General features: G+C 71.4%; 21 protein-coding genes. 10 read left to right on the forward strand and 11 right to left on the reverse strand.

Features of this window, described 5'->3' with window-relative positions:
* Both cbiQ and AS97_RS27910 read left to right on the forward strand, forming a co-directional pair.
* Positions 1 to 765: a cobalt ECF transporter T component CbiQ gene (gene cbiQ, locus AS97_RS27905; RefSeq protein WP_059144757.1), complete on the forward strand. Its 765-nt coding sequence runs from the start codon at positions 1 to 3 to the stop codon at positions 763 to 765.
* A complete protein-coding gene (locus AS97_RS27910; protein WP_210565854.1) occupies positions 762 to 1,553 on the forward strand; it encodes an ABC transporter ATP-binding protein in 792 nt (263 codons plus the stop codon). Before cbiQ ends, AS97_RS27910 begins: the two co-directional genes overlap by 4 nt.
* A gap of 112 nt (positions 1,554 to 1,665) precedes the next feature.
* On the opposite strand, the gene AS97_RS27915 is transcribed toward AS97_RS27910, so the two are convergent.
* The 3 genes from AS97_RS27915 to AS97_RS27925 are packed head-to-tail and all read right to left on the reverse strand — an operon-like array spanning position 1,666 to position 2,380.
* The gene (locus tag AS97_RS27915; RefSeq protein ID WP_210565855.1) at positions 1,666 to 1,842 is read right to left on the reverse strand and encodes a hypothetical protein; all 177 of its coding nucleotides are present in this window, start codon (positions 1,840 to 1,842) and stop codon (positions 1,666 to 1,668) included.
* A gap of 29 nt (positions 1,843 to 1,871) precedes the next feature.
* Positions 1,872 to 2,189, reverse strand: a complete 318-nt coding sequence (locus AS97_RS27920) for a hypothetical protein (protein WP_210567468.1) — start codon at positions 2,187 to 2,189, stop codon at positions 1,872 to 1,874.
* Entirely contained in the window at positions 2,186 to 2,380 is a 195-nt protein-coding gene (locus tag AS97_RS27925) for a hypothetical protein (RefSeq protein WP_210565856.1), read from the reverse strand. The genes AS97_RS27920 and AS97_RS27925 overlap by 4 nt, the downstream gene beginning before the upstream one ends.
* A 370-nt stretch (positions 2,381 to 2,750) precedes the next feature.
* Here AS97_RS27925 and AS97_RS27930 point away from each other — a divergent pair, with 370 nt between their 5' ends.
* Together AS97_RS27930 and AS97_RS27935 are read left to right on the forward strand one after the other, a co-directional pair.
* Positions 2,751 to 3,581, forward strand: coding sequence for a helix-turn-helix transcriptional regulator (locus AS97_RS27930; protein ID WP_210565857.1), 831 nt, complete (start codon positions 2,751 to 2,753; stop codon positions 3,579 to 3,581).
* Positions 3,578 to 3,793 carry a DUF397 domain-containing protein gene (locus tag AS97_RS27935; protein WP_210565858.1) on the forward strand — a complete coding sequence of 72 codons (216 nt, stop codon included), beginning with the start codon at positions 3,578 to 3,580 and terminating at the stop codon, positions 3,791 to 3,793. The genes AS97_RS27930 and AS97_RS27935 overlap by 4 nt, the downstream gene beginning before the upstream one ends.
* Before the next feature lie 169 nt (positions 3,794 to 3,962).
* Here AS97_RS27935 and AS97_RS27940 read toward each other — a convergent pair whose 3' ends face one another.
* A complete protein-coding gene (locus tag AS97_RS27940) occupies positions 3,963 to 5,258 on the reverse strand; it encodes a serine hydrolase domain-containing protein (protein WP_125758356.1) in 1,296 nt (431 codons plus the stop codon).
* 143 nt (positions 5,259 to 5,401) lie between these two features.
* On the opposite strand from AS97_RS27940, the gene AS97_RS27945 reads away from it, so the two are divergent.
* Positions 5,402 to 6,202, forward strand: coding sequence for an SDR family NAD(P)-dependent oxidoreductase (locus AS97_RS27945; protein WP_125758358.1), 801 nt, complete (start codon positions 5,402 to 5,404; stop codon positions 6,200 to 6,202).
* On the opposite strand, the gene AS97_RS27950 is transcribed toward AS97_RS27945, so the two are convergent.
* The 3 genes from AS97_RS27950 to AS97_RS27960 all read right to left on the reverse strand — a co-directional run bounded on the left by AS97_RS27950 (position 6,175) and on the right by AS97_RS27960 (position 10,088).
* Positions 6,175 to 8,964 carry an ABC transporter substrate-binding protein gene (locus AS97_RS27950; RefSeq protein ID WP_210565859.1) on the reverse strand — a complete coding sequence of 930 codons (2,790 nt, stop codon included), beginning with the start codon at positions 8,962 to 8,964 and terminating at the stop codon, positions 6,175 to 6,177. The two genes, AS97_RS27945 and AS97_RS27950, sit on opposite strands and share 28 nt — an antisense overlap.
* A 2-nt stretch (positions 8,965 to 8,966) precedes the next feature.
* Positions 8,967 to 9,359, reverse strand: coding sequence for a hypothetical protein (locus tag AS97_RS27955; protein ID WP_059144748.1), 393 nt, complete (start codon positions 9,357 to 9,359; stop codon positions 8,967 to 8,969).
* A gap of 111 nt (positions 9,360 to 9,470) precedes the next feature.
* Complete coding sequence (locus AS97_RS27960; protein WP_125760108.1) at positions 9,471 to 10,088, reverse strand: TetR/AcrR family transcriptional regulator; 618 nt, start codon at positions 10,086 to 10,088, stop codon at positions 9,471 to 9,473.
* Between the two features lie 74 nt (positions 10,089 to 10,162).
* On the opposite strand from AS97_RS27960, the gene AS97_RS27965 reads away from it, so the two are divergent.
* Positions 10,163 to 10,540, forward strand: coding sequence for a DUF1330 domain-containing protein (locus AS97_RS27965; protein WP_086709093.1), 378 nt, complete (start codon positions 10,163 to 10,165; stop codon positions 10,538 to 10,540).
* The gene (locus AS97_RS27970; RefSeq protein WP_086709094.1) at positions 10,540 to 11,307 is read left to right on the forward strand and encodes an alpha/beta fold hydrolase; all 768 of its coding nucleotides are present in this window, start codon (positions 10,540 to 10,542) and stop codon (positions 11,305 to 11,307) included. Before AS97_RS27965 ends, AS97_RS27970 begins: the two co-directional genes overlap by 1 nt.
* A gap of 119 nt (positions 11,308 to 11,426) precedes the next feature.
* On the opposite strand, the gene AS97_RS27975 is transcribed toward AS97_RS27970, so the two are convergent.
* The 4 genes from AS97_RS27975 to AS97_RS27990 all read right to left on the reverse strand — a co-directional run bounded on the left by AS97_RS27975 (position 11,427) and on the right by AS97_RS27990 (position 16,547).
* Positions 11,427 to 12,326, reverse strand: coding sequence for a DMT family transporter (locus AS97_RS27975; protein ID WP_086709095.1), 900 nt, complete (start codon positions 12,324 to 12,326; stop codon positions 11,427 to 11,429).
* Positions 12,323 to 12,823: a YbaK/EbsC family protein gene (locus AS97_RS27980; RefSeq protein WP_086709096.1), complete on the reverse strand. Its 501-nt coding sequence runs from the start codon at positions 12,821 to 12,823 to the stop codon at positions 12,323 to 12,325. The genes AS97_RS27975 and AS97_RS27980 overlap by 4 nt, the downstream gene beginning before the upstream one ends.
* 154 nt (positions 12,824 to 12,977) lie before the next feature.
* Entirely contained in the window at positions 12,978 to 14,621 is a 1,644-nt protein-coding gene (locus tag AS97_RS27985; protein ID WP_059144742.1) for a penicillin-binding transpeptidase domain-containing protein, read from the reverse strand.
* A gap of 147 nt (positions 14,622 to 14,768) precedes the next feature.
* Positions 14,769 to 16,547 carry a phospholipid carrier-dependent glycosyltransferase gene (locus AS97_RS27990; protein ID WP_210565860.1) on the reverse strand — a complete coding sequence of 593 codons (1,779 nt, stop codon included), beginning with the start codon at positions 16,545 to 16,547 and terminating at the stop codon, positions 14,769 to 14,771.
* A 118-nt stretch (positions 16,548 to 16,665) separates the two neighbouring features.
* Between AS97_RS27990 and rsmI the strand changes: the two genes are divergently transcribed.
* The 3 genes from rsmI (at position 16,666) to AS97_RS28005 (ending at position 19,291) form a co-directional block, all read left to right on the forward strand.
* Positions 16,666 to 17,541 (forward strand): 16S rRNA (cytidine(1402)-2'-O)-methyltransferase, encoded by an 876-nt coding sequence (rsmI, locus tag AS97_RS27995; RefSeq protein WP_059144740.1) that lies wholly within the window; start codon positions 16,666 to 16,668, stop codon positions 17,539 to 17,541.
* A 186-nt stretch (positions 17,542 to 17,727) separates the two neighbouring features.
* Positions 17,728 to 18,222, forward strand: a complete 495-nt coding sequence (locus AS97_RS28000) for a hypothetical protein (RefSeq protein ID WP_210565861.1) — start codon at positions 17,728 to 17,730, stop codon at positions 18,220 to 18,222.
* Positions 18,223 to 18,370: 148 nt separating this feature from the next.
* Positions 18,371 to 19,291, forward strand: coding sequence for a TatD family hydrolase (locus AS97_RS28005; protein ID WP_086711870.1), 921 nt, complete (start codon positions 18,371 to 18,373; stop codon positions 19,289 to 19,291).
* Positions 19,292 to 19,331: the final 40 nt, after the last annotated feature.

Raw genomic sequence — 19,331 nt, forward strand, 5'->3', positions numbered from 1 at the left:
ATGGGCGCGGGACACGCGCACAAGCTCTACCGGGAGGGCCGGTCACCGGTCCACGCCCTCCCACCGCACTGCAAGATCGCCGCCGTCTTCTGCTTCGTCCTCGTCGTCGTCTCCACGCCCCGCGAGGCCGTCTGGGCCTTCGGGGCGTACGCGCTGCTGCTGGCCGGGGTGGCGGCGGCGGCCCGGATACCGGCCGGGTATCTGCTGCGGCGGCTGCTGATCGAGATCCCGTTCGTGGCCTTCGCCGTGCTGATGCCGTTCATCGCGGAGGGCCCGCGGGTGGCGGTGCTGGGGATGTCGCTCAGCGAGTCCGGGCTCTGGAGCGCCTGGAACATCCTCGCCAAGGGCACCCTCGGCGTCGCCGCCTCCGTCCTCCTGGCGTCCACGACCGAGCTGCGCGCCCTGCTGCTGGGGCTGCAGCGGCTGCGGATGCCCTCATTGCTGGTGCAGATCGCCTCGTTCATGATCCGCTACGGGGACGTCATCTCCGATGAGATGCGCCGGATGCGGATCGCCCGCCAGTCACGCGGGTTCGAGGCGAGCGGGGTGCGTCACTGGGGGGTGCTCGCCTCGTCGGCCGGGGCGCTGTTCATCCGCTCGTACGAACGGGGCGAACGGGTCCACCTGGCGATGGTCAGCCGGGGCTATACGGGAACCATGCCGGTGATCGACGATGTGACGGCGTCCCGTGCGCAGTGGATGCACGCCGCCGCCCTCCCGCTGACCGCGCTGGCGGTCTGCCTGACCGGATGGATGCTCCCATGACCGACCCCGCCACCACCCCGCCGTCCCTCCAGGTGGCCGGTCTGGCCTATGCGTACCCCGACGGCCATCAGGCCCTCTTCGGCGTCGATCTGACCGTGGCCCGCGGTGAGCGCGTCGCGCTGCTCGGCCCCAACGGTGCGGGCAAGACCACGCTGGTGCTGCACCTCAACGGCATCCTCACGGCGGGCGCCGGGACCGTCACGGTCGCGGGGCTGCCCGTGGCGAAGACGCATCTGGCCGAGATCCGCCGCCGGGTGGGCATCGTCTTCCAGGACCCGGACGACCAGCTCTTCATGCCGACCGTGCGCGAGGACGTGGCCTTCGGTCCGGCCGCGGCCGGACTGCGCGGCCCGGAGCTGGAGGAGCGGGTGCGCCGCGCCCTGGAGCGGGTCGGGATGGCGGAGTTCGCCGACCGGCCGCCGCACCACCTCTCCTTCGGGCAGCGCCGGCGGGTGGCCGTGGCGACCGTGCTGGCCATGGAGCCGGAGATCCTGGTCCTGGACGAGCCCTCGTCCAACCTCGACCCGGCCTCGCGCCGCGAACTCGCCGACATCCTGCGCTCCCTGGAGGTGACCGTGCTGATGGTCACCCACGATCTGCCGTACGCACTGGAGCTGTGCCCGCGCTCGGTGGTGCTCAGCGGCGGGGTCATCGCGGCGGACGGCGGGACGCAGGAGCTGCTGTGCGACGAGGAGTTGATGCGCGAGCACCGGCTGGAACTCCCCTTCGGCTTCGACCCCCGCTCGGTGACGCTGCCGGTGTTTCCGGTGGGACGAGGGCGCCGGTGAGGTAGGTGGCGCTTCGCTCACCCGCGCGGACGCGGCCACCACTGTCACGGCGGCCACGCCGAGGTGGTCGGTTCGCTCACCCGCGCGCGGACGCGGCGTGCTGACGGCCCCCTCAGGTACGCCGGAAGCGGTCGGCGGCGTTCTCCTCCCGGTGGCGGGGGCACTGGCAGGGCGGCCACGCCTGCCCCAACGCGTAGGGGTTGACGTTCTCCCCGACCAGCACGGCCACCAACGCGCGCCGCGCGGTCACCATCCCGTCGCGCGCCATCGTGTAGACGCGCATCGTCATACGGGGCCCCTCACCCCTGGTGCCGGCGATCACCGGCCACCCTCCCCGACCGGGGCCAGGAGCTGGAGCACGCTGCGCAGACCGCGCTTCACCGCGCCCAGGTGGTAGGCCAGTTCCTCCGGCGGGGCGGTGGCCAGGTCGAGGGATTCGGCCCCCGCGAGGGCCTGTCCGGCCACGATCACGACGGCCTGTTCGAGGCCGTCACGGGTGGGCTTTCCGGCCGCGATACATGCGGGGCACAGGCCCGAACGCGGTTCGGCGGGATTACGGGGCCCGAAGGCGCCGGGGGCGGCGCACAGGACGCAGCCGGGGGCCGGGGTGGGCGCGGCGTGGCCGTTGGCGGTCACCGGATCACCACCATCCCGTGCGGGGCACAGATCAACTCCACCCGGGGGACACTCTTCGACCGCTCTCGCCGCCGCCGCTCATCGGCCACCGCGTAGGGCCGCACCAGGGCGGGCAGCTCGCTGTCCAGCGGCAGGAGGGGAACGGTGTGCAGTTCCAGGGTCGGCGAGTCGGTGCAAGGGCGCGGGGGCACCGGTCCGGGCCCACCGGTCGGGCAGCCCACGGCTCCCGCCACGGGCCGGGAAGGCGTCGGATACGAAGCGGGGACGTTCCGGACGGCACGGTGACGGCCGGACGGCCGTAAGGCCAGAACTGCCCTCACCCATACGAGTGCGCACCGGATAAGGTCGTGCATGCGATCAGCTCCTCGAAAGCTGGTGGCCACGCCCCCGGACGTCCAGCAACGTCGCGGGGGTCTTGCATGTGGCAGGTCTCTTCGCCTTGCCTGCTTTTGGCGACGTAACCCGTTGACTCTTTGTAGTGCAAGGGTGGCAATCTGTGCTTACCGTCAACAGGCGCTGAAGCTGGACAAGTTCAACTGTCCAACGTGATGGGAGAGCCGTTTGAGCGTCGAAAGCGAGCACGCAGATCCTGCGGACCCCACCGTTTCGCCGTTGGCCCACTTCGGGGCAGAAGTGCGGCTGGAGCGTGAACGGGTGGGGATGTCCCGGGAGGACCTTGGGAGGGAGGCGCACTGCGGGTACTCGCTCGTTGCCAAGATCGAGGCTGGCAAGCGGGTCCCGGTGCTGGAATTCGCGGAAGCGTGCGACCGCGTGTTTCCGCATGCAAACGGCCGATTCGTGCGTTTGTGGCCGTTGGCGCTTAGGCACGCGTTCCCGCCGTGGTTCCGTAGATACGTTGAGTTCGAGCGGGACGCTACAACCATCCGGACCTTTGAGAGCCAGGTTGTCCCTGGCTTGCTACAGACGCCGGAGTATGCGCGGGCGCTGTTTCGCACCGGCCGACCGGACGGTCTTGATGACTTGGTGACTGCCCGCATGGCGCGGCAAAGTCTCTGGGCGCGCGACAGCCCGCCCCGTGCGTGGTTCGTGCTGGATGAGCAAGCGCTTCACCGGAACATTGGCGGAGCTAAAGTGATGGGGTGTCAGCTGGAGCGTTTGCTCAAGGCTGGCCAGGAGCCCCGCACTGTCATTCAGGTAGTGCCACGGACAGTCGGGGCGCATCCTGGATTGGAGGGCCCCTTCACAATCCTGTCATTCGGGCAAGGCCCGGATGTGCTCTACGTGGATGCGTTCAGCGAGGGTCGTACCGTGCTGGATGCGGCAGAGGTAGACGCTGCGGCACACGCTTACGATCTGCTGAGAAGTTATGCACTGTCGCCCGAAGTCTCGGCCGAAGTGATCGGCGCTTGCTTGGAGGAATTGAGCCCATGATCAAGGCGAATGACATACGCCATGTGGCATGGCGGAAGTCCAGCTATAGCAGCAGCAACGGTGGCAACTGTGTTGAGGTCGGTGCTGGGCTTGTCGACGCTGTCCCCGTTCGCGACAGCAAGAACCCCAGCGGTCCGGCGTTGGTCTTCCCCCCGTCGTCCTGGGCATCGTTCATATCGGCTGTCAGGGGTGGAGAGTTCCACGGCGTCTGACGAACGCTGACGAGTCATCAGCTTCCGCGTCCCCTGACCGCTCGGCAGGGGACGTCGCGCTGCCCCGGTACGGCTTCGTACCGCATGGGGCCGCAAGGGAGGGGTCCGGGCCGCGCGGTGACGCCCCTCCGTCGCGGCGCCCGGCCGCACCCGCGGCCCCCTCGGGCCGTCACTCCTCCCGCGCCGCCAGGCTGGTCCGCACCGCGCGCACCAGCGCCTGCGCACGCGGATCCGCCGTGACACCGCGCCGCATACCGTTGGTGACGTAGGCGAAGCCGATGCGCGCCTCCGGGTCGGCGAAGGCGAGCGAGCCTCCGCGCCCCGGGTGGCCGAAGGAGCCCGGCCCCAGCAGCGGACAGGCCGGGCCGTGCAGCATGTAGCCGAGGCCGTATCGGGTGCCGACGACCAGAACCCGGTCCGGCCCCGCGGACTCCTCCGTACGGGCCATCGTCAGCGTCGCCGGGGCGAACAGCCGGCCCCCCGAGCGGGCCGTACGGGCCGAGGGCAGCGGGCCGATCAGCGCCGCGTAGAAGCGGGCCAGCGCCTCGGCGGTGGCCACCCCGCCCGAGGCGGGCAGCTCGGCGGCGAGATAGGCGGGGTCGTTCTCGTCCGGCAGCGGGGTGATCGCGGCGAACGCCCGCCGGGTCAGCGACTCGGGGTCCCGATACGCCTCGGCGACCGACCGCTTGGGACGAATCCGCGGCCCGTGGGCGGCCGGCGCGGCGAGGGCCTCCACCGCCGCGATCCGGCCGACCCGGCCCCGCTGTGCCTCGGGCAGCCCGAGCCACAGGTCGAGCCCCAGCGGGCGGGCGATCTCCTCGGCGATCCAGCGCCCGATGGTCCGCCCGGTGACCCTGCGCACCAGCTCGCCCAGCAGCCAGCTGTACGTCTGGGCGTGATAGCCGTGGGCCGTACCGGGCTCCCATACGGGGCGCTGGGCGGCGACGGCCCGGGGCCCGGATATGCCGTCGACGGCCTCGGCGGGGGTCAGCGGGGTGTCGAGCACGGGCACGCCGGTGCGGTGCGCCAGCAGATGCCGCACCAGCACCCGCTCCTTGCCGGCCGCCTTGAACTCCGGCCAGTACGTGCTGACCCGGCCGTCCAGGTCCAGCTGGCCGCGCTGATGCAGCAGCAGCGGTACGGCGGCGGCGACGCCCTTGGTGACCGACCGGACGACCTGGGCGGTGTCCTGGGTCCAGGGCTCGGGACCGCCGCCGGAAGGCCCGGGGTCGCTCTCGCCGTCGTCGGGGGCCTTCGTGTCTGGGGTCTTCGTGTCTGGGGTCTTCGTGTCGGGGGCCTTCGTGCCGCCCCACAGATCGACGACCTTCTCGCCCTCCCGGTAGAGCACCATGGCCGCACCGCGCTCGCCGTGCCGGGTGAAGTTCGCCGCGAAGGCGTCCCGGACCGGTTCGAAACCGTCGGCCACCGTGCCCTGGACGTCCACCACTGATCCGACTCCCGCCATGCCGACCCGCGCGTGTGTGCTGTGTTTCTCCTTATGGTGCAACGTCCCGTGAGCGAGGATCATGCCGGGGCCGGGCACGATCACCGGTGGACGCGCCACCGTGGTGCGGCGGCGGTCCAAGAGCCGACGAGAAAGGGCACACGGTGCGGAGATTCGAGGGCTACGCGGTCATGCTCACCGGCGCGGGACGCGGGATCGGGGAGGTCACCGCCCGCCGCTTCGCCGACGAGGGCGCCCGGGTGCTGATCACCGACCTGGACGGCGAACGGGCCGCGGAGGCCGCCGCGTCCATACGGGCCGACGGCGGCGAGGCCGAGTCGCTGGGCTGCGATGTGGCCGGGCGGGAGGACGCCGAGGCGGCCGTGGCGCACGCCGTAAGGAGCTTCGGAAGGCTGGACGTCCTGGTCAACAGCGCCCACTCATGCCACGTCGACACCCCGCTGTTCGAGGACCAGTTGGACGACGAGTGGCAGCAGGACATCGATGTCACCCTCGGCGGCGCCTTCCGCTGCTCCCGCGCCGCGCTGCCGCATCTGGCCGCCGCGGACGGCCGGGGCGCGATCGTCAACGTCGGCTCGGTCAACGGCCTCCAGGACTTCGGCAACCACGCCTACAGCGCCGCCAAGGCGGGCCTGGGCAGCCTCACCCGCACCCTGGCCGCCCACGCCGCCCGGCGGGGCGTCCGCGTCAACCTCGTGGCCCCCGGCACGATCCGCACCCCCGGCTGGGACGGCCGGGACGACACCCTGCGCCGCGCCGCCGAGGTCTACCCGCTCGGCCGGGTCGGCGAGCCCGCCGACATCGCCGCCGCCATCACCTTCCTCGCCTCATCCGACGCCGCCTGGATCACCGGCACCACCCTCCCCGTGGACGGCGGCATCACCACCACGAACGTGGCGGCGCGCAGGGCCTTCGGTCACTTGGAGACGCCCAGCGAGACATAGTCGTAGCCGCCCTGCCAGGAATCGCTCGTATAGACGTTGGTCAGCCGGGAGCCGCGCCAGATCACACTCTTCTGGAACAGGAGGGGCAGATAGGCGGCGGAGTCGGAGATCCTCCGATTGATCTGTGCGTAGTCACTCCCGGCCTTCGCCGGATCCTGTTCGGCGATCGCCGTGTCGAAGAGGCCGTCGACCGTGGGGTCGTCCAGCTCCGCGACATTGAAATTGCCGGTGGACTCGATGAAACGGCTGTCGGCGAGCGGCCGTAGAAAGTTCTGCCCGGTGGGGAAGTCGGCGCCCCACCGGTAGACGACGATGCCGTATCCCTTTTTCTTCACCACCTCGGGCGCGCCGATCGCCTCGCTGAAGTGGTTGCCGTCGACCTGATCGATCTCGGTGGTGATGCCGACTTTCCGCAGCGATGCCTGGAGCGACATCGCGACAGCCGCATCGGTGGAGCGATTGTTGCGCACCGCGATGGTGGTACTGAATCCCTTGGACTTTCCGCACGCCTTCAGCTCGGCCTTCGCCTTGTCGGCGTCCGGCTTGCCCTTGCTCTTGACCGTCCCGTACGGGTCGTAGGAGGAGTCGGAGCCCCCGATGGCGGGCGGGAGCATATGAGGCGCGATATCGCCGGTCCGCGGACCGCCCGCGGCGGTGCGCACGTTCTCCCTGTCCGCCGCGTAGAGGACCGCCTTACGGCAGTGGACGTTGTTCAGCGGTTTGACGGAGCGGGGGAGGGCCGCGAACAGGAGAATCCCGTTGGGCGGGCTGTCCAGCCGGGGACTGAGGTCGGAACTGCTCGTGGCCTGGGCGAGGGCAGACCCGGTGAGTCCCCAGGATTGCAGGTCCAGGTCGTAGTCGCCCGAGAACAGGGCTTTCGCGTTCGTCTGCTCGTCGCTGCTGATTTTCACCGTGATCTGGTTGGGAAGGGCGGTGCGGATCGGGTCGGACGACCGATTCCACTTGGTGTTACGGACCAGTTCCAGCGATGTGCCCGGCCGGTAGGGCCCGAATTTGTACGGCCCCGAGGAGAATGGCCTCTCCTGGTACTTGTCCTTGGTGTCCTTCGACTTCTTCACCGGTGATGCCGACGGTGTCGCCAGCATGTGCTCGAAGTCGCCGTTGGCCTTCGGCAGTTTGAAGACGATGGTCCTGGGGCCCGGGGTCTCGATGGCCGTCAGGCCGAGCTTGTCCTCGGACGTGTCCTCGTACGGCCCCTTGTAGGTGTGGCCGGGATCGAGCGCCTGCTGGACATAGACCGGGCCACCGGAGATTTTGTCCTGGTCCCAGATCCGCTCGATGCCGTATTTGATGTCCTGTGCCGTGATCGGGGAGCCGTCCTCCCAGGTGATCCCCTTGCGCAGGGTGTAGGTGTACGTCCTGCCGCCGTCGGTCACCTCGGCCTTCTTCTCCGCGAGGTCCGGGACCAGTGCGGTGCCGTCCTTACCGGGCTTGGGGGCATAGGTGACCAGTTGGCGGGCGTAGTAGCGCGAGAAGTTCCACACGAAGCCGAAATAGCTGCGCTGAGGATCCCATGAGTCCGCGTCGTTCTTGCTGATGAACTTCAGCGTCCCGCCCGGCTCGGTCGAGGCGTTGACGACGCCCCCCTCGGCCGCGGCGTTGGCCCCGGAGGTGGGGCCCGGCTTCGGGGTGCTGGACGACTTCGAGGTGTTGTGCCCGGAGTCGTCCTCGGAGGAGCCCTTCATCCAGGACATCGCCAGCGGTATGCCCGCGGCCACCAGGGCCACGAAGAGCGCTCCCGCCAGCCCGTAGGTGACGGCGCGGCGGTGGCCCGGAGAGGCGCCGCCGGGGGCGGGGAGCGGGGCGGGCGAGGGCAGGGCCATCGGCGACCAGGTGGGCATCGGCGGCACCGCGGGCAGCGGCGCGGGTCCGGGGGCCGAGGCGGCCGGTTCGTGGTCCGCGGGCGCCGCTCCCGGCTCGTACGGCGGCGTGGGTGTGCCCATGAACGTGGGCGGCGTCGGTTCGTGGTCGTACGGCGGGGGCGGCGGGCCGAAGCCGGGCGGTGCCCAGGCGGCGTTGCGGGCCAGGGCGAGCCCGCCCGCCGTATTGCGGTCGCGCTTCTGCGGCAGCGGCCGCCCCTTGGCCCGCAGCGCCGCGTACACCTGCGCGTAGACCGTGTCCAGGTCCAGCAACTCCGGCCCGCCCGGCACCCCTTGCCGCAGCAGCCGCAGTAGTTCACCGGTGAAGGCCGTATGGTGCTCGCCGGGCGGGGCGAGCGCGAAGCTGGTGTCGGGGACGGAGGCCAGCAGATAGGTGCCCTCGATCTCCACCTGGTCGATCACCGCCTCGGCGCTCGCCGCGCTCATGAAGCCGAGCACGCGTCCGCTGAAGCAGCAGTCGAGCAGCATCACCTGGCGCGCGGCCCGTCCGTCGAGCACGACGTCGCGCAGCGTGCCGTACGGCAGTCCGGTGTAGGAGCGGTGCTGTATGGACCCGGTGAGCCCGAGGAAGAGCTCGCCGCGGCGCGGTTCCACGAGTCCGTGTCCGGCGAAGTACACCAGCAGGGTGTCCGTGGCCTCCTCGGCCGCGGTCCGAACGGCCTCGAGGACCTCGACCGCGGTGGCGGGGTCCTCGACGACCGTGCAGTGCTCGGGCGCCAGCCCCCAGGAACCCGGCGCGCACAGGGCCGCGGCCAGCGCGCTCAGGTTGGTGGCCACCGCCGGGATCTGCTCCAAGTGGGCATAGCGGCTGGTGCCGATGAGCACCGCGCGGGTGGCGGCCGGGTCGGGCAGAACGGCCACGGCTACCGCCCTTCTCCGTCGGCCTGACGGTCCCGGTCCCGGTCCGAGTCGGGGGCGGCGGCCGGGCGCTCCAGCACGTCGATCAGACGCCGCAGCTCCTCGTCGTCGCCGCCGTCGAGGTCGACCGTAAGGTCACCACGGCGCACGGTGATCCGCCGGGCGTGCGGACGTGTCTGTCGCCAGGTGGACAGCGCCAGCGCGAAGGAGGCCGCGCTCCAGGCGTTCTCGGTGACCAGCTGCAGCACATCGGTGAGCATGCCCATCTGGCCCGGCGCCGGCTCGGCCTGGACCAGCTCCACATGGGCGCCGCGGCGCGCGGCCGGATCCCGTCTCAGCCAGTCGAGGAGCGATCGCAGCTCCGCCTCTCCACCGTTCACCGCTACGTCGATCCGCACCGAGCCCCCCTTGTGACGACGGTCTCCCCGATTCTGTCCTACCCAGGGGCGGCCGCGCAGGAGCAACGAAGAGCAAGGTCAACGGAGTTCGGGGGCAAGCAAGCCGCCGGCTCACGGCTGCCGCGGCGGTGGGGTGGCCAGCGCCCGGCGCCACTGCTCGGTGACCGACTGCCGCAGGCGCTCGGTGTCGACGGCGCCGGGGTCGAGAAGCCGTTGCAGTCCGATGCCCCGTAGCTGTCCGACGATCGCCACCGCGACCTCCTCGGGCGCGAGGTCGTGGCGGATGGTGCCTTCGGCGATGCCGGCCGCCACATCGTCGTGCAGATCGGCCCTGAACGACGCGTCCCGTTCGCGGAAGATCGGTGCCAGTTCGGGCATGGTGGGTGCCTCGGCCCACAGCAGCAGGAACGCGTGATGGGCGGCGCCCACCTGGCCGAGTTCGCCGATGTAGCCGTCGACCAGCCGCAGGAGGCGGTCCAGCCCTGGGGTCAGATCGGCGAGGCCCGGCACGAATCCGGCTTGGGTGCTGCGGGCCAGGAGCTCGAGGAGCGCCTGCTTCGAGCCGAAGTGGTGGGTGACGATTCCGCGGCTGTACCCGGCTCGCTCACCCACCCGCGCCAGCGTCAGCGAGCGCACTCCCTGCTCGACGACCAGCTCGGCGGCGGCCGCCAGCAATGCGGCTTCGGCCTGGTCGCGACGCTGCTTCTGGGTGCGGCGGGGGGTCGTCATGACGAGAGTCCTCACTAACTTGCGTGTCGTCTAACAAGTTTATACGGTGGCACTCATCCTGACTGGAGGTTTCGATGATCGACATGGATGAGCGTGCCCTCGATGCGCTGCTGGCCGAAGACCCCGGCGGCCCCGTGGTGATGCTGAACCTGCTGCGGTTCCGCCCGGACGGCGGTCGTGAGAGCTACCAGCGCTACGCCGAGGCGCTGGGCCCGGAGATCAACGCGCGGTACGGACTGCGGGTGGAGTACTTCGGGGACGGCGGTCCGGCCCTGGTCGCCGAGGAGGGGCAGGCATGGGACGCGGTGCTCCTGGTGCGCTACCCCAGCCGCCAGGCGTTCGCCGACATGATCCGTGACCCCGACTATCGGGCGGCGTCCCATTTCCGTAGCGAGGCGCTGGTGGAATCGGTCCTGCAGCCGACCGTGCCGCTCCAGGGGAGCGTGGTCTGATGCCCGCCGTCTTCGTACACGGCAATCCCGAGACGGCGGCCGTCTGGGATCCCCTGCTCGCCGAACTGAAGGCCGCCGGCACTGCTCCGGCCGGCCTCGTCTGCCTGTCCCCGCCCGGGTTCGGCGCGCCACTGCCGCCCGGGTTCGGGGCGACCGTCGGGGAGTACCGCGACTGGCTGATCGAGGAGCTGACACGCTTCGACGAGCCCGTGGACCTGGTGGGCCACGACTGGGGCGGCGGACACGTCCTCAACGCGGTGATGAGCCGCCCGGAGCTGGTACGCAGCTGGGCCAGCGACACGATCGCGGTCTTCGAACCCGACTACGTCTGGCATGAGCTCGCCCAGCGATGGCAGACACCGGGAATCGGAGAGGCCGATGTGGCCGCACGCTTCGGCGCGCCCGTCGAGCAGCGGATCGCGACGCTCGTCGAGCGGGGGATGGGCGAGGCGGCGGCCGAACGGGTCGCCCAGGGGCAGAACGAGGCGATGGGCCGGGCCGTGATCGCGCTCTACACCTCCGCCATGCCACCGGTGATGGCCGAGCTCGGCCGGAACCTGGACAACGCGGCGCGGCGGCCGGGACTCGTGTTCCTCGCCACCGAGGACCACGTGGCCGGAACCGCCGAGCTGCGACGCCGCGCCGCGCGCCGCGCCGGTGCCCGGGTGGAGGTCCTCGATGGGCTGGGCCACTGGTGGATGACACATGACCCCGGCCGCGGCGCGGAGGCGCTCACCCGCTTCTGGGCGTCGCTGGACCAGGGGTAGCCGCACACACCTGGATGCCGCACGAGAGGCGGCCCGAAGCACGGGCACTGCGTCGACACCGGCGAAGGCGACGACCGCTGCCGCCTGGACCACGAGGGAGCCGAAGATCACCGAGTGCGTCAACTGGTGTGCAGCATCAGCCCGATGCCCGCCACCATCAGCCCCGCCGCCGCGATCCTCGGGCCGCCGAACCGCTCCTTGAAGAACAGCGTCCCGATCGCCGCGCCCACGATGATCGACGATTCGCGCAGCGCCGCGATCGGGGCGAGTTCGGCCTGGGTCTGGGCCCAGAGGACCAGGCCGTAGGCGGAGACCGACAGCAGTCCGCCGAGCAGTCCGCGCACCGCGACGGGGCGCAGTTGGTGAAGGAGCGCACCGCGGCGGATGAACAGGGCGCAGGCGGGGATGGCGAAGCCCTCCAGGACCATCAGCCAGGCGATGTAGCCGGGCGCGCTGCCGGAGGCGCGTACCCCCAGCCCGTCCACGACGGTGTACGCGGCGATGGACAGACCGGTGGCGATGGCGGCCGTAAGGGCGAGCCACTGCGGTGCGGCCCCGCCGTGCTCCCCGCCGTCCTGCCCGCCTTTCTCGTCGTCAGCGTGGCGGGAGCCCCTGACGCCCCACAGCGCCACGCCCACCAGCCCGGCCGAGGCCAGCGCGATCCCCGCCGCCTGCCAGCGGTCCGGCCGCTCGCCGACGAAGACCGCGGCGGCCACGGTCACCACCAGCGGGGCGGTGCCGCGCGCGATGGGATACATCTGGCCGAAGTCGCCCAGGTGGAACGAGCGCATGAGCAGCAGCTGATAGACCACATGGATGGCCGCGGAGGCCAGCAGATACGGCCAGGCGTCCGCCGCGGGCAGCGGGGTGAACGGCAGCAGTGCCAGCCCGCACAGCGCCCCGCCGCCGCCCACCAGCGTGAAGGCGAGCAGCTGGTCACGGATGCCGTGCGCGATGGCGTTCCAGGACGCGTGAGTGACGGCCGCTATGAGCACCGCGGCCGCGACGAGCGGGGTCACGCGGACCGCTCGCGCACATCCACCAAGGTGCCGTCGGCATGCGCGATCAGGGCCTTGGGGTCGAGCGGGAAGACGGTGTGGGGGTCGCCCGCCGCGGCCCATACGGTCTCGTGGTCCAGCAGCCGGCGGTCGGCGAGGACGCGGGTGCGGGTGCGGTGGCCGAAGGGCGGCACTCCACCGATGGCGTAACCGGTGGCCTCCCGCACCAGCGCCGCGTTCGCCCGGCGGACGCTCCCGGCGCCCAGCTCATGCCGTACGAGCTCGACGTCGACCCGTGACGCCCCGTCCATCAGCACCACCACCGGCTGTCCGTCCGCCTCGAAGACCAGCGACTTGACGATCTGGCTCAGCTCACAGCCGATGGCCGCGGCGGCCTCGGCGGCGGTGCGGGTGGCGTCGGGGAACCGGCGCACCTCGACATCCAGGCCGAGCTCGAGCAGGGCGTCGGCGAAGCGGGGGTGGGCGGCGGTGTCAGGGGTGGGTGTGGGATCGACCATGGAGCGACGCTATCCACACGGCCGCCGCCCACGCCAGGGCATTCCCCGAGATCGCACCGGCCGGTCGGCCGAACGCGAAGGAGCCGGGCGGGCGCTTGAGCGCTCGCCCGGCTCCTGTGCCGTCAGACCGGCGGAACCAGAGGGAACTTCCGGCTCAGCCGCCCGCGCGCAGCAGCGCCGCCACTATCGGGCCCGCGGTGTCGCCGCCGTGGCCGCCCTCGGGGACCACACCGGCGGCCGCGATGTCATCGCGGTACGCGCTGAACCAGCCGTTGGGCTTCTCCTGGTTGTCCACCTCGGCCGAACCGGTCTTGGCGCCGAAGTCGCCGCTCATCCCGGCCATCGCCTCGGCAGCGGTGCCCGAGGTGGCCGTCAGCCGCATCAGCTTGCGCAGCTGGTCATGGGTGCTCGACTTCATCGTCTTGCTCGCCTTGGCCAGCGTCCGGTCGTCCAGCGACGGCGCGACCAGGTACGGCTGGCGGAAGGTGCCGGTGGAGGCCGTGGCCGCGACCGACGCCATGTTGAGCGGGTTCATCCGCACCCCGCCCTGGCCGATCAGCGAGGCGGCCTTGGAGGCCGCCGACTGCACCGGCACCGCGCCGTCGAAGGAGGGCACGCCGGTCTGCCAGTTGAGCCCGATGCCGAAGACGTTCCGGGCCTCGTTGGTCAGGTCGTCGTTCTTCAGCTTCCCCGCCTGGCTGATGAAGGCCGTGTTGCAGGAGCGGGCGAAGCTCTGCTCGAAGGTGCCGTTCTTGATCTCGAACTTCTTGTCGTTCTGGAACTTCCAGCCCCCGTAACTGAAGTACTTGGGGCACGGATGGGCCTTGCCGTACGCCGCCAGACCCTTGTCGATCAGCGTCGCCGAGGTGATGATCTTCATCGTCGAGCCGGGTGCGTACGAGCCCTGGAGGGCGGTGTTGAAGCCGCTCGCGGGGGAGTTGGCCACCGCGAGGATCTCACCGGTGCTGGGCTTGACCGCCACCACCGACGCCTTGGCGCGCTTGCTCACCTGCTGCTCGGCGGTGCTCTGCAGCGATGCGTCGATCGTCGTACGGAGCGTGCCCGGGGTGCCCTTGGAGAGCACCTTCAGCGTCTTGTCCGGGGACTTGGAGCCCTTGGCGCGCTCGATCCAGGTCTCCACGCCCGCCTTGCCCCCCGCCTTCTTGCCGTACCGCTCGCGCAGCGCGGCCAGGACGGTCTTGAGGGTCGGGTGCTCGGCGGCGGTCAGCTCCTTGCCGTCGCGGTCCACCGCCTTGATCGGCGGCGCCTCGGACGCGCCGGTCTTCAGGGTGTCGCCCTCGGCGAGGTCGGGCTGCACCACCGAGGGCTTCCAGGCGACGACCGGCTTACCGGTCTTGGTGTCGCGCGTGACGGTCAGCGAGGATTCATACGCCCAGGGGACGCTCTGACCGCCGGAGGAGATCTGGGCGTTGACCGAGAACGGCACCTTCGCACCGCTCGCCGACCCCGGCTCCAGCGCCACCTTGGCCACATGGGCCTTCTTGCGGTAGTCCCCCAGCGCCGTGGTGGCCGCGCCGGTGTCGTCCGTAAGGGCGGCGGCCTTCGCCGTCTCGCCCGCCGACCAGGCCGCCAGGAACGCGCGGGCGGTGGTCTTGACCTCGGCCGCGCTGGGCGGGCCGGTCTTCACGTTCTTCAGGGACGGCTTGTCGTCACCGGAGCCGGCGCTCGCACCGTCCTTCGCACTGGATGAATCGTCCTGGCCGCTGCCGCAACCGGCAACACCGACCATGGCGGCGAACACCGCACCGACGATCGCGGCTCTCGCGCCACTCCGCATTACAGAACCCCCACAGTGTTCTCGATTCTCTCCATCAGCCGATGGAGGCCGCGGTGTCCGGCACTCTACCGGCACCGAGCGAAGCCCCCGCGCCCTCACCGTAGGAGGCGCGGGGGCGGGGGCCGGATCCGGACGGCGGGCCGGGGATCAGATCCAGGTATCGAGCCACATCCGGGCGCGCCAGGCGTCCATGGGGATCGTCTGGCCGGTGTAGAGCGGGAAGAAGTAGATGAAGTTCCAGATGATCAGCAGGACGAGCGCGCCCGAGCCGACGGCGCCGATCACCCGGCGGGTCTCGCTCGCCCCCGGTGGCCCCAGCAGCGCGCCGATCATCATCGCCACCGCCAGGCACAGGAAGGGCACGAAGACGACGGCGTAGAAGGAGAAGATCGTCCGGTCCTGGTAGAGGAACCACGGCAGATAGCCCGCCGCGATCCCGCACAGGATCGCGCCCGCCCGCCAGTCGCGCCGCAGCGCCCACCGGAACAGCAGGTACAGCAGCGCGAAACAGGCCGTCCACCACAGCAGCGGGGTGCCGAGCGCCAGCACCTCGCGGGCGCACTTCTCGGCGGCGTCGGTGGGGCAGCCCTCCTGGCCGGCCCGCGGGGACTCGTAGAAGTACGAGACCGGGCGGGACTGCACCATCCAGCTCCACGGATTGGACTGGTAGACATGCGGCGAGTCCAGGTTGACGTGGAACTGGTAGACCTCGGACTCGTAGTGCCACAGGCTGCGCAGCGGGTTGAGCAGCCAGTCGAAGGCGCCGCCGGTGCCGTAGCCGCCGCCGTCCGGCTTCCGCGATTCGGCCCAGTGCCGGAAGTAGCCGCTGTGCTGCCAGCCGCGCCCCCGGTCGAAGGTGCCGCTCGAGGCGAACCAGCCCGACCAGGAGGCGATGTACGTGACGATCGCCACAGGCACCAGCGAGACGAACGCCCAGCCCAGGTCGCGCCGCAGCACCGCCCGGTAGGGACGGAGGGCGCCCGCCGTACGGCGGCTGCCCACATCCCACAGGACGGTCATCAGGCCGAAGGCCGCCAGCACATACAGCCCGTTCCACTTGGTGCCGATGGCCAGGCCCAGCAGCACCCCGGCCGCGATCCGCCACGGCCGCGCGCCCAGCTTCAGGCCCCGCCCGACCGCCGGGTCCGTCCGCGGCGTGCCGTCCTCACCGGCCGGCAGTGCCGCGGCCAGCCTGGCGCGCGCCTGGTCCCGGTCGACGAGCAGGCAGCCGAAGGCGGCCAGCACGAAGAACATCACGACCAGGTCGAGCAGGGCCGTGCGGCTCATCACGTAGTGCAGCCCGTCCACGGCCATCAGCGCGCCCGCCAGACAGCCGAGGAACGTCGACCGGAACAGCCGCCGCCCGATCCGGCACAGCATCAGCACCGAGACCGTGCCGAGCAGCGCGACCATGAAGCGCCAGCCGAACGGATGCAGCCCGAAGAGCTGCTCGCCGAGGCCGATCACCCACTTGCCCACCGGCGGGTGCACCACATACGAGGCCGCGTCGCTGAGCGGGATGTGCTGCGGGGTCTCCAGGATCCGGTCGTTGGCGGCTTTCGGCCAGGTGCCCTCGTAGCCGTACTCCCAGATCGACCAGGCGTCCTTGGCGTAGTACGTCTCGTCGAATATGACGTTGTCCGGGCTGCCCAGCCGCCAGAAGCGGGTCAGCCCGGCGCACAGCGCGACCAGCAGCGGACCGCCCCAGCCGCTCCAGCGGGCGATTCTGGCCGCCGCCGAGGGGGTCGCGCCGAAGACCTCCCAGAGCCGGGTGCCCGGCTCCGCGTACGGCGGGACCAGCCGCTCCCGTACGCCGGGCCGGGTCTGGCCCGCGTATCCGAAGCGGCGCAGCCGGCGCTGCCAGGCCGGCTGCTGCTGGCCGGTGGCTTTGCCCGGCTGGGCGTGGGTCGCGGTGTCACTGCTCACCGGGCCATCGTAGGGAAGGGGCCTGTGAGTGTGGTGGGGAAAGGCGGCGAACCGGGGATTCGTACCCGGGGCGCCGGGCGCGCGGGGCCGCCGCGTGGCGGCTGCGAGGATGGTGGGCGTGACTGGAACGCTCGTACTGGCAGGGACCCCCATCGGCGACACGGCGGACGCGCCCCCGAGGCTGGCCGCCGAACTCGCGGCCGCCGACGTGATCGCCGCCGAGGACACCCGGCGGCTGCGCCGCCTCACCCAGGCCCTGGATGTGCGCCCGGCCGCGCGGGTGGTGTCCTATTTCGAGGGCAACGAGTCGGCCCGCACACCCGAGCTGGTCGAGTCGCTGGCCGAGGGGGCCCGGGTGCTGCTGGTCACCGACGCGGGCATGCCGTCGGTCTCCGACCCCGGCTACCGCCTGGTGGCCGCCGCCGTGGAGCGCGGGATCACCGTCACCGCCGTGCCCGGCCCGTCCGCGGTGCTCACCGCCCTGGCCGTGTCCGGGCTGCCGGTGGACCGCTTCTGCTTCGAGGGGTTCCCGCCGCGCAAGGCGGGGGAGCGGCTGACGCGGCTGCGCGAGGTCGCCGACGAGCGCCGCACCCTGGTCTGGTTCGAGGCCCCGCACCGGCTGGACGACACCCTGGCGGCCATGGCCGAGGTGTTCGGCCCGGACCGCCGCGCCGCGGTGTGCCGGGAGCTGACCAAGACGTACGAGGAGGTGCGGCGCGGCCCGCTGGCGGAGCTGGCCGCCTGGGCGGCGGAGGGCGTGCGCGGCGAGATCACCATCGTGGTCGAGGGCGCCCCCGCGCCCGGCCCCGAGGAGGCGGGCCCCGCCGAGCTGGCCCGCCGGGTCGCGGTGCGCGAGGAGGCCGGTGAGCGCCGTAAGGAGGCCATCGCGGCGGTCGCACAGGAGGCCGGGCTGCCCAAACGGCAGGTGTTCGACGCCGTGGTGGCGGCGAAGAACGCGACGGGAGGCGCGCCACGAGAAGGTAAAGCACCGTAGCGAAAGGCAAAGCTCAGGTTACTGGCCGGGCAGCTGTGTGCCGGTTTTGGGAAGGCCGGTGCCAAATCTCGCTCAAAGAGAGGGAAGGGCCGATGCGGTAGCGCCGGGAAAGGCGTCCACTGGGTGGGGAAGACCTGGGGCGATCCCATCCCGGAAGACTTGTCCTGTGTGACAAGAGGAGCTGCCATGAGCGATATAGCGGGAACCTCGAGCGGTGCTCATCCGATAGCCGCCCACACCCCCTCCGCCGGGCCCGGCGAGGTGGCACACGAGGCCTACGCCTTCGCCTGCATGAAGTGCGGGCACGGCTGGGAGCGGTCGTACGACATCGAACACCACGTGGACGGCGAGGGCCGGGCCTTCGTCGTCTACTTCACCGGCGGCCTGCGCGTTCCGTCCCCGCTGACGAGCCCCGACTGCGTCAACTGCGGTGCGCATCTGGTGCGGATCATGCGCTCGGGGCAGGTCTCCTCGGTCCTGGAGGGTGCGCGGCGCGGGAGGCCGCACACCGCCCGGGGCTCGGAGGCGGGCACCGGTGCGCCGGACGGGACGGCTGGGGCGGAGGCCGGGGCGGACACCGGGACGGATCACGCGCCGGAAAACGAGGGCCCCGCACGACGCCGGGCGCACCATTGGCATCTGGCGAATCTGCTGCACCCCTTTCAGCACCACCGCGACTGAGTACGTTCCGCTTCATCTGAGCTGTTTCGCCTGAGCGGGTTCAGATGGGCCGGTTCACCTGAGCCGGTTCACCTGAGCCGGGCGCGGGGCAACTGAGCGGCCGGACGCGATTCACCGCACATTCACCGGGATTCATAGAATCGCGACCATGGCGAAAACAGCATCGACCCCCGGCGGCAGCGGCAAGGCGAGCGGCGCGCAAAAGGAAAAGGACGCGCCCCCGCCGCCGCCGGAGCCCCTGCGGGTCCCGGTCGCCGATTCCCACACCCACCTGGACATGCAGCCGGGCACGGTCGAGGAGGCACTGGCCAAGGCCGCCTCGGTCGGCGTGACGACCGTCGTCCAGGTGGGGTGCGATCTGGCCGGGTCCCGGTGGGCGGCCGAGACCGCGGCGGCGCACGAGAGCGTCTGGGCCACCGTGGCCCTGCACCCCAACGAGGCGCCCCGCATCGTCCTCGGCGACCCCGACGGCTGGTCCCGGCAGGGGGCGCGGCAGCCCGGCGGGGACGCCGCCCTGGACGCGGCCCTCGACCAGATAGCGGCCCTCGCCGCCCTGCCCCAGGTGCGGGGCGTGGGCGAGACCGGCCTGGACTGCTTCCGCACTGGCCCCGACGGCATGGCCGCCCAGGAGCGCTCGTTCCGCCGCCATGTCGCCATCGCCAAGGAGCACGGCAAGGCGCTGGTCATCCACGACCGCGAGGCCCACGACGACGTGCTGCGGGTGCTCGCCGAGGAGGGCGCGCCCGACACCGTCGTCTTCCACTGCTACTCCGGCGACGCGACCATGGCGAAGGTCTGCGCCGAGCGCGGCTACTACATGTCGTTCGCGGGCAACGTCACCTTCAAGAACGCCCAGCCGCTGCGTGACGCCCTCGCCGTCGCCCCGCTCGACCTCGTCCTCGTCGAGACCGACGCGCCGTTCCTGACCCCCGTCCCCTACCGCGGACGGCCTAACGCTCCGTATCTGATTCCGCTCACCCTGCGGGCCATGGCCGAGGTCAAGGGCGTCCCCGAGGACACCCTGGCGACCGCCGTAGCGGCCAATACGGCGCGTGTCTTCGGCTATTGAGGGGGCGGTGGCGCCTCCTGAGGGGCGGTGGCGATCCGAA

It is taken from the genome of Streptomyces sp. AgN23, from assembly GCF_001598115.1.
Taxonomy (GTDB): Bacteria; Actinomycetota; Actinomycetes; order Streptomycetales; family Streptomycetaceae; genus Streptomyces; species Streptomyces antimycoticus.

Bases quoted from the DNA above. Each gene is read 5' to 3' on its own strand.
- AS97_RS27940 (WP_125758356.1), bottom strand. From the start codon at position 5,258: ATGGCGGGAGTCGGATCAGTGGTGGACGTCCAGGGCACGGTGGCCGAC.
- AS97_RS28000 (WP_210565861.1), top strand. From the start codon at position 17,728: ATGAGCGATATAGCGGGAACCTCGAGCGGTGCTCATCCGATAGCCGCC.
- AS97_RS27935 (WP_210565858.1), top strand. From the start codon at position 3,578: ATGATCAAGGCGAATGACATACGCCATGTGGCATGGCGGAAGTCCAGC.
- AS97_RS27965 (WP_086709093.1), top strand. From the start codon at position 10,163: ATGATCGACATGGATGAGCGTGCCCTCGATGCGCTGCTGGCCGAAGAC.
- AS97_RS27985 (WP_059144742.1), bottom strand. From the start codon at position 14,621: ATGCGGAGTGGCGCGAGAGCCGCGATCGTCGGTGCGGTGTTCGCCGCC.
- AS97_RS27910 (WP_210565854.1), top strand. From the start codon at position 762: ATGACCGACCCCGCCACCACCCCGCCGTCCCTCCAGGTGGCCGGTCTG.
- AS97_RS27970 (WP_086709094.1), top strand. From the start codon at position 10,540: ATGCCCGCCGTCTTCGTACACGGCAATCCCGAGACGGCGGCCGTCTGG.
- cbiQ (WP_059144757.1), top strand. From the start codon at position 1: ATGGGCGCGGGACACGCGCACAAGCTCTACCGGGAGGGCCGGTCACCG.
- AS97_RS27960 (WP_125760108.1), bottom strand. From the start codon at position 10,088: ATGACGACCCCCCGCCGCACCCAGAAGCAGCGTCGCGACCAGGCCGAA.
- AS97_RS28005 (WP_086711870.1), top strand. From the start codon at position 18,371: ATGGCGAAAACAGCATCGACCCCCGGCGGCAGCGGCAAGGCGAGCGGC.
- AS97_RS27980 (WP_086709096.1), bottom strand. From the start codon at position 12,823: ATGGTCGATCCCACACCCACCCCTGACACCGCCGCCCACCCCCGCTTC.
- AS97_RS27915 (WP_210565855.1), bottom strand. From the start codon at position 1,842: ATGACGATGCGCGTCTACACGATGGCGCGCGACGGGATGGTGACCGCG.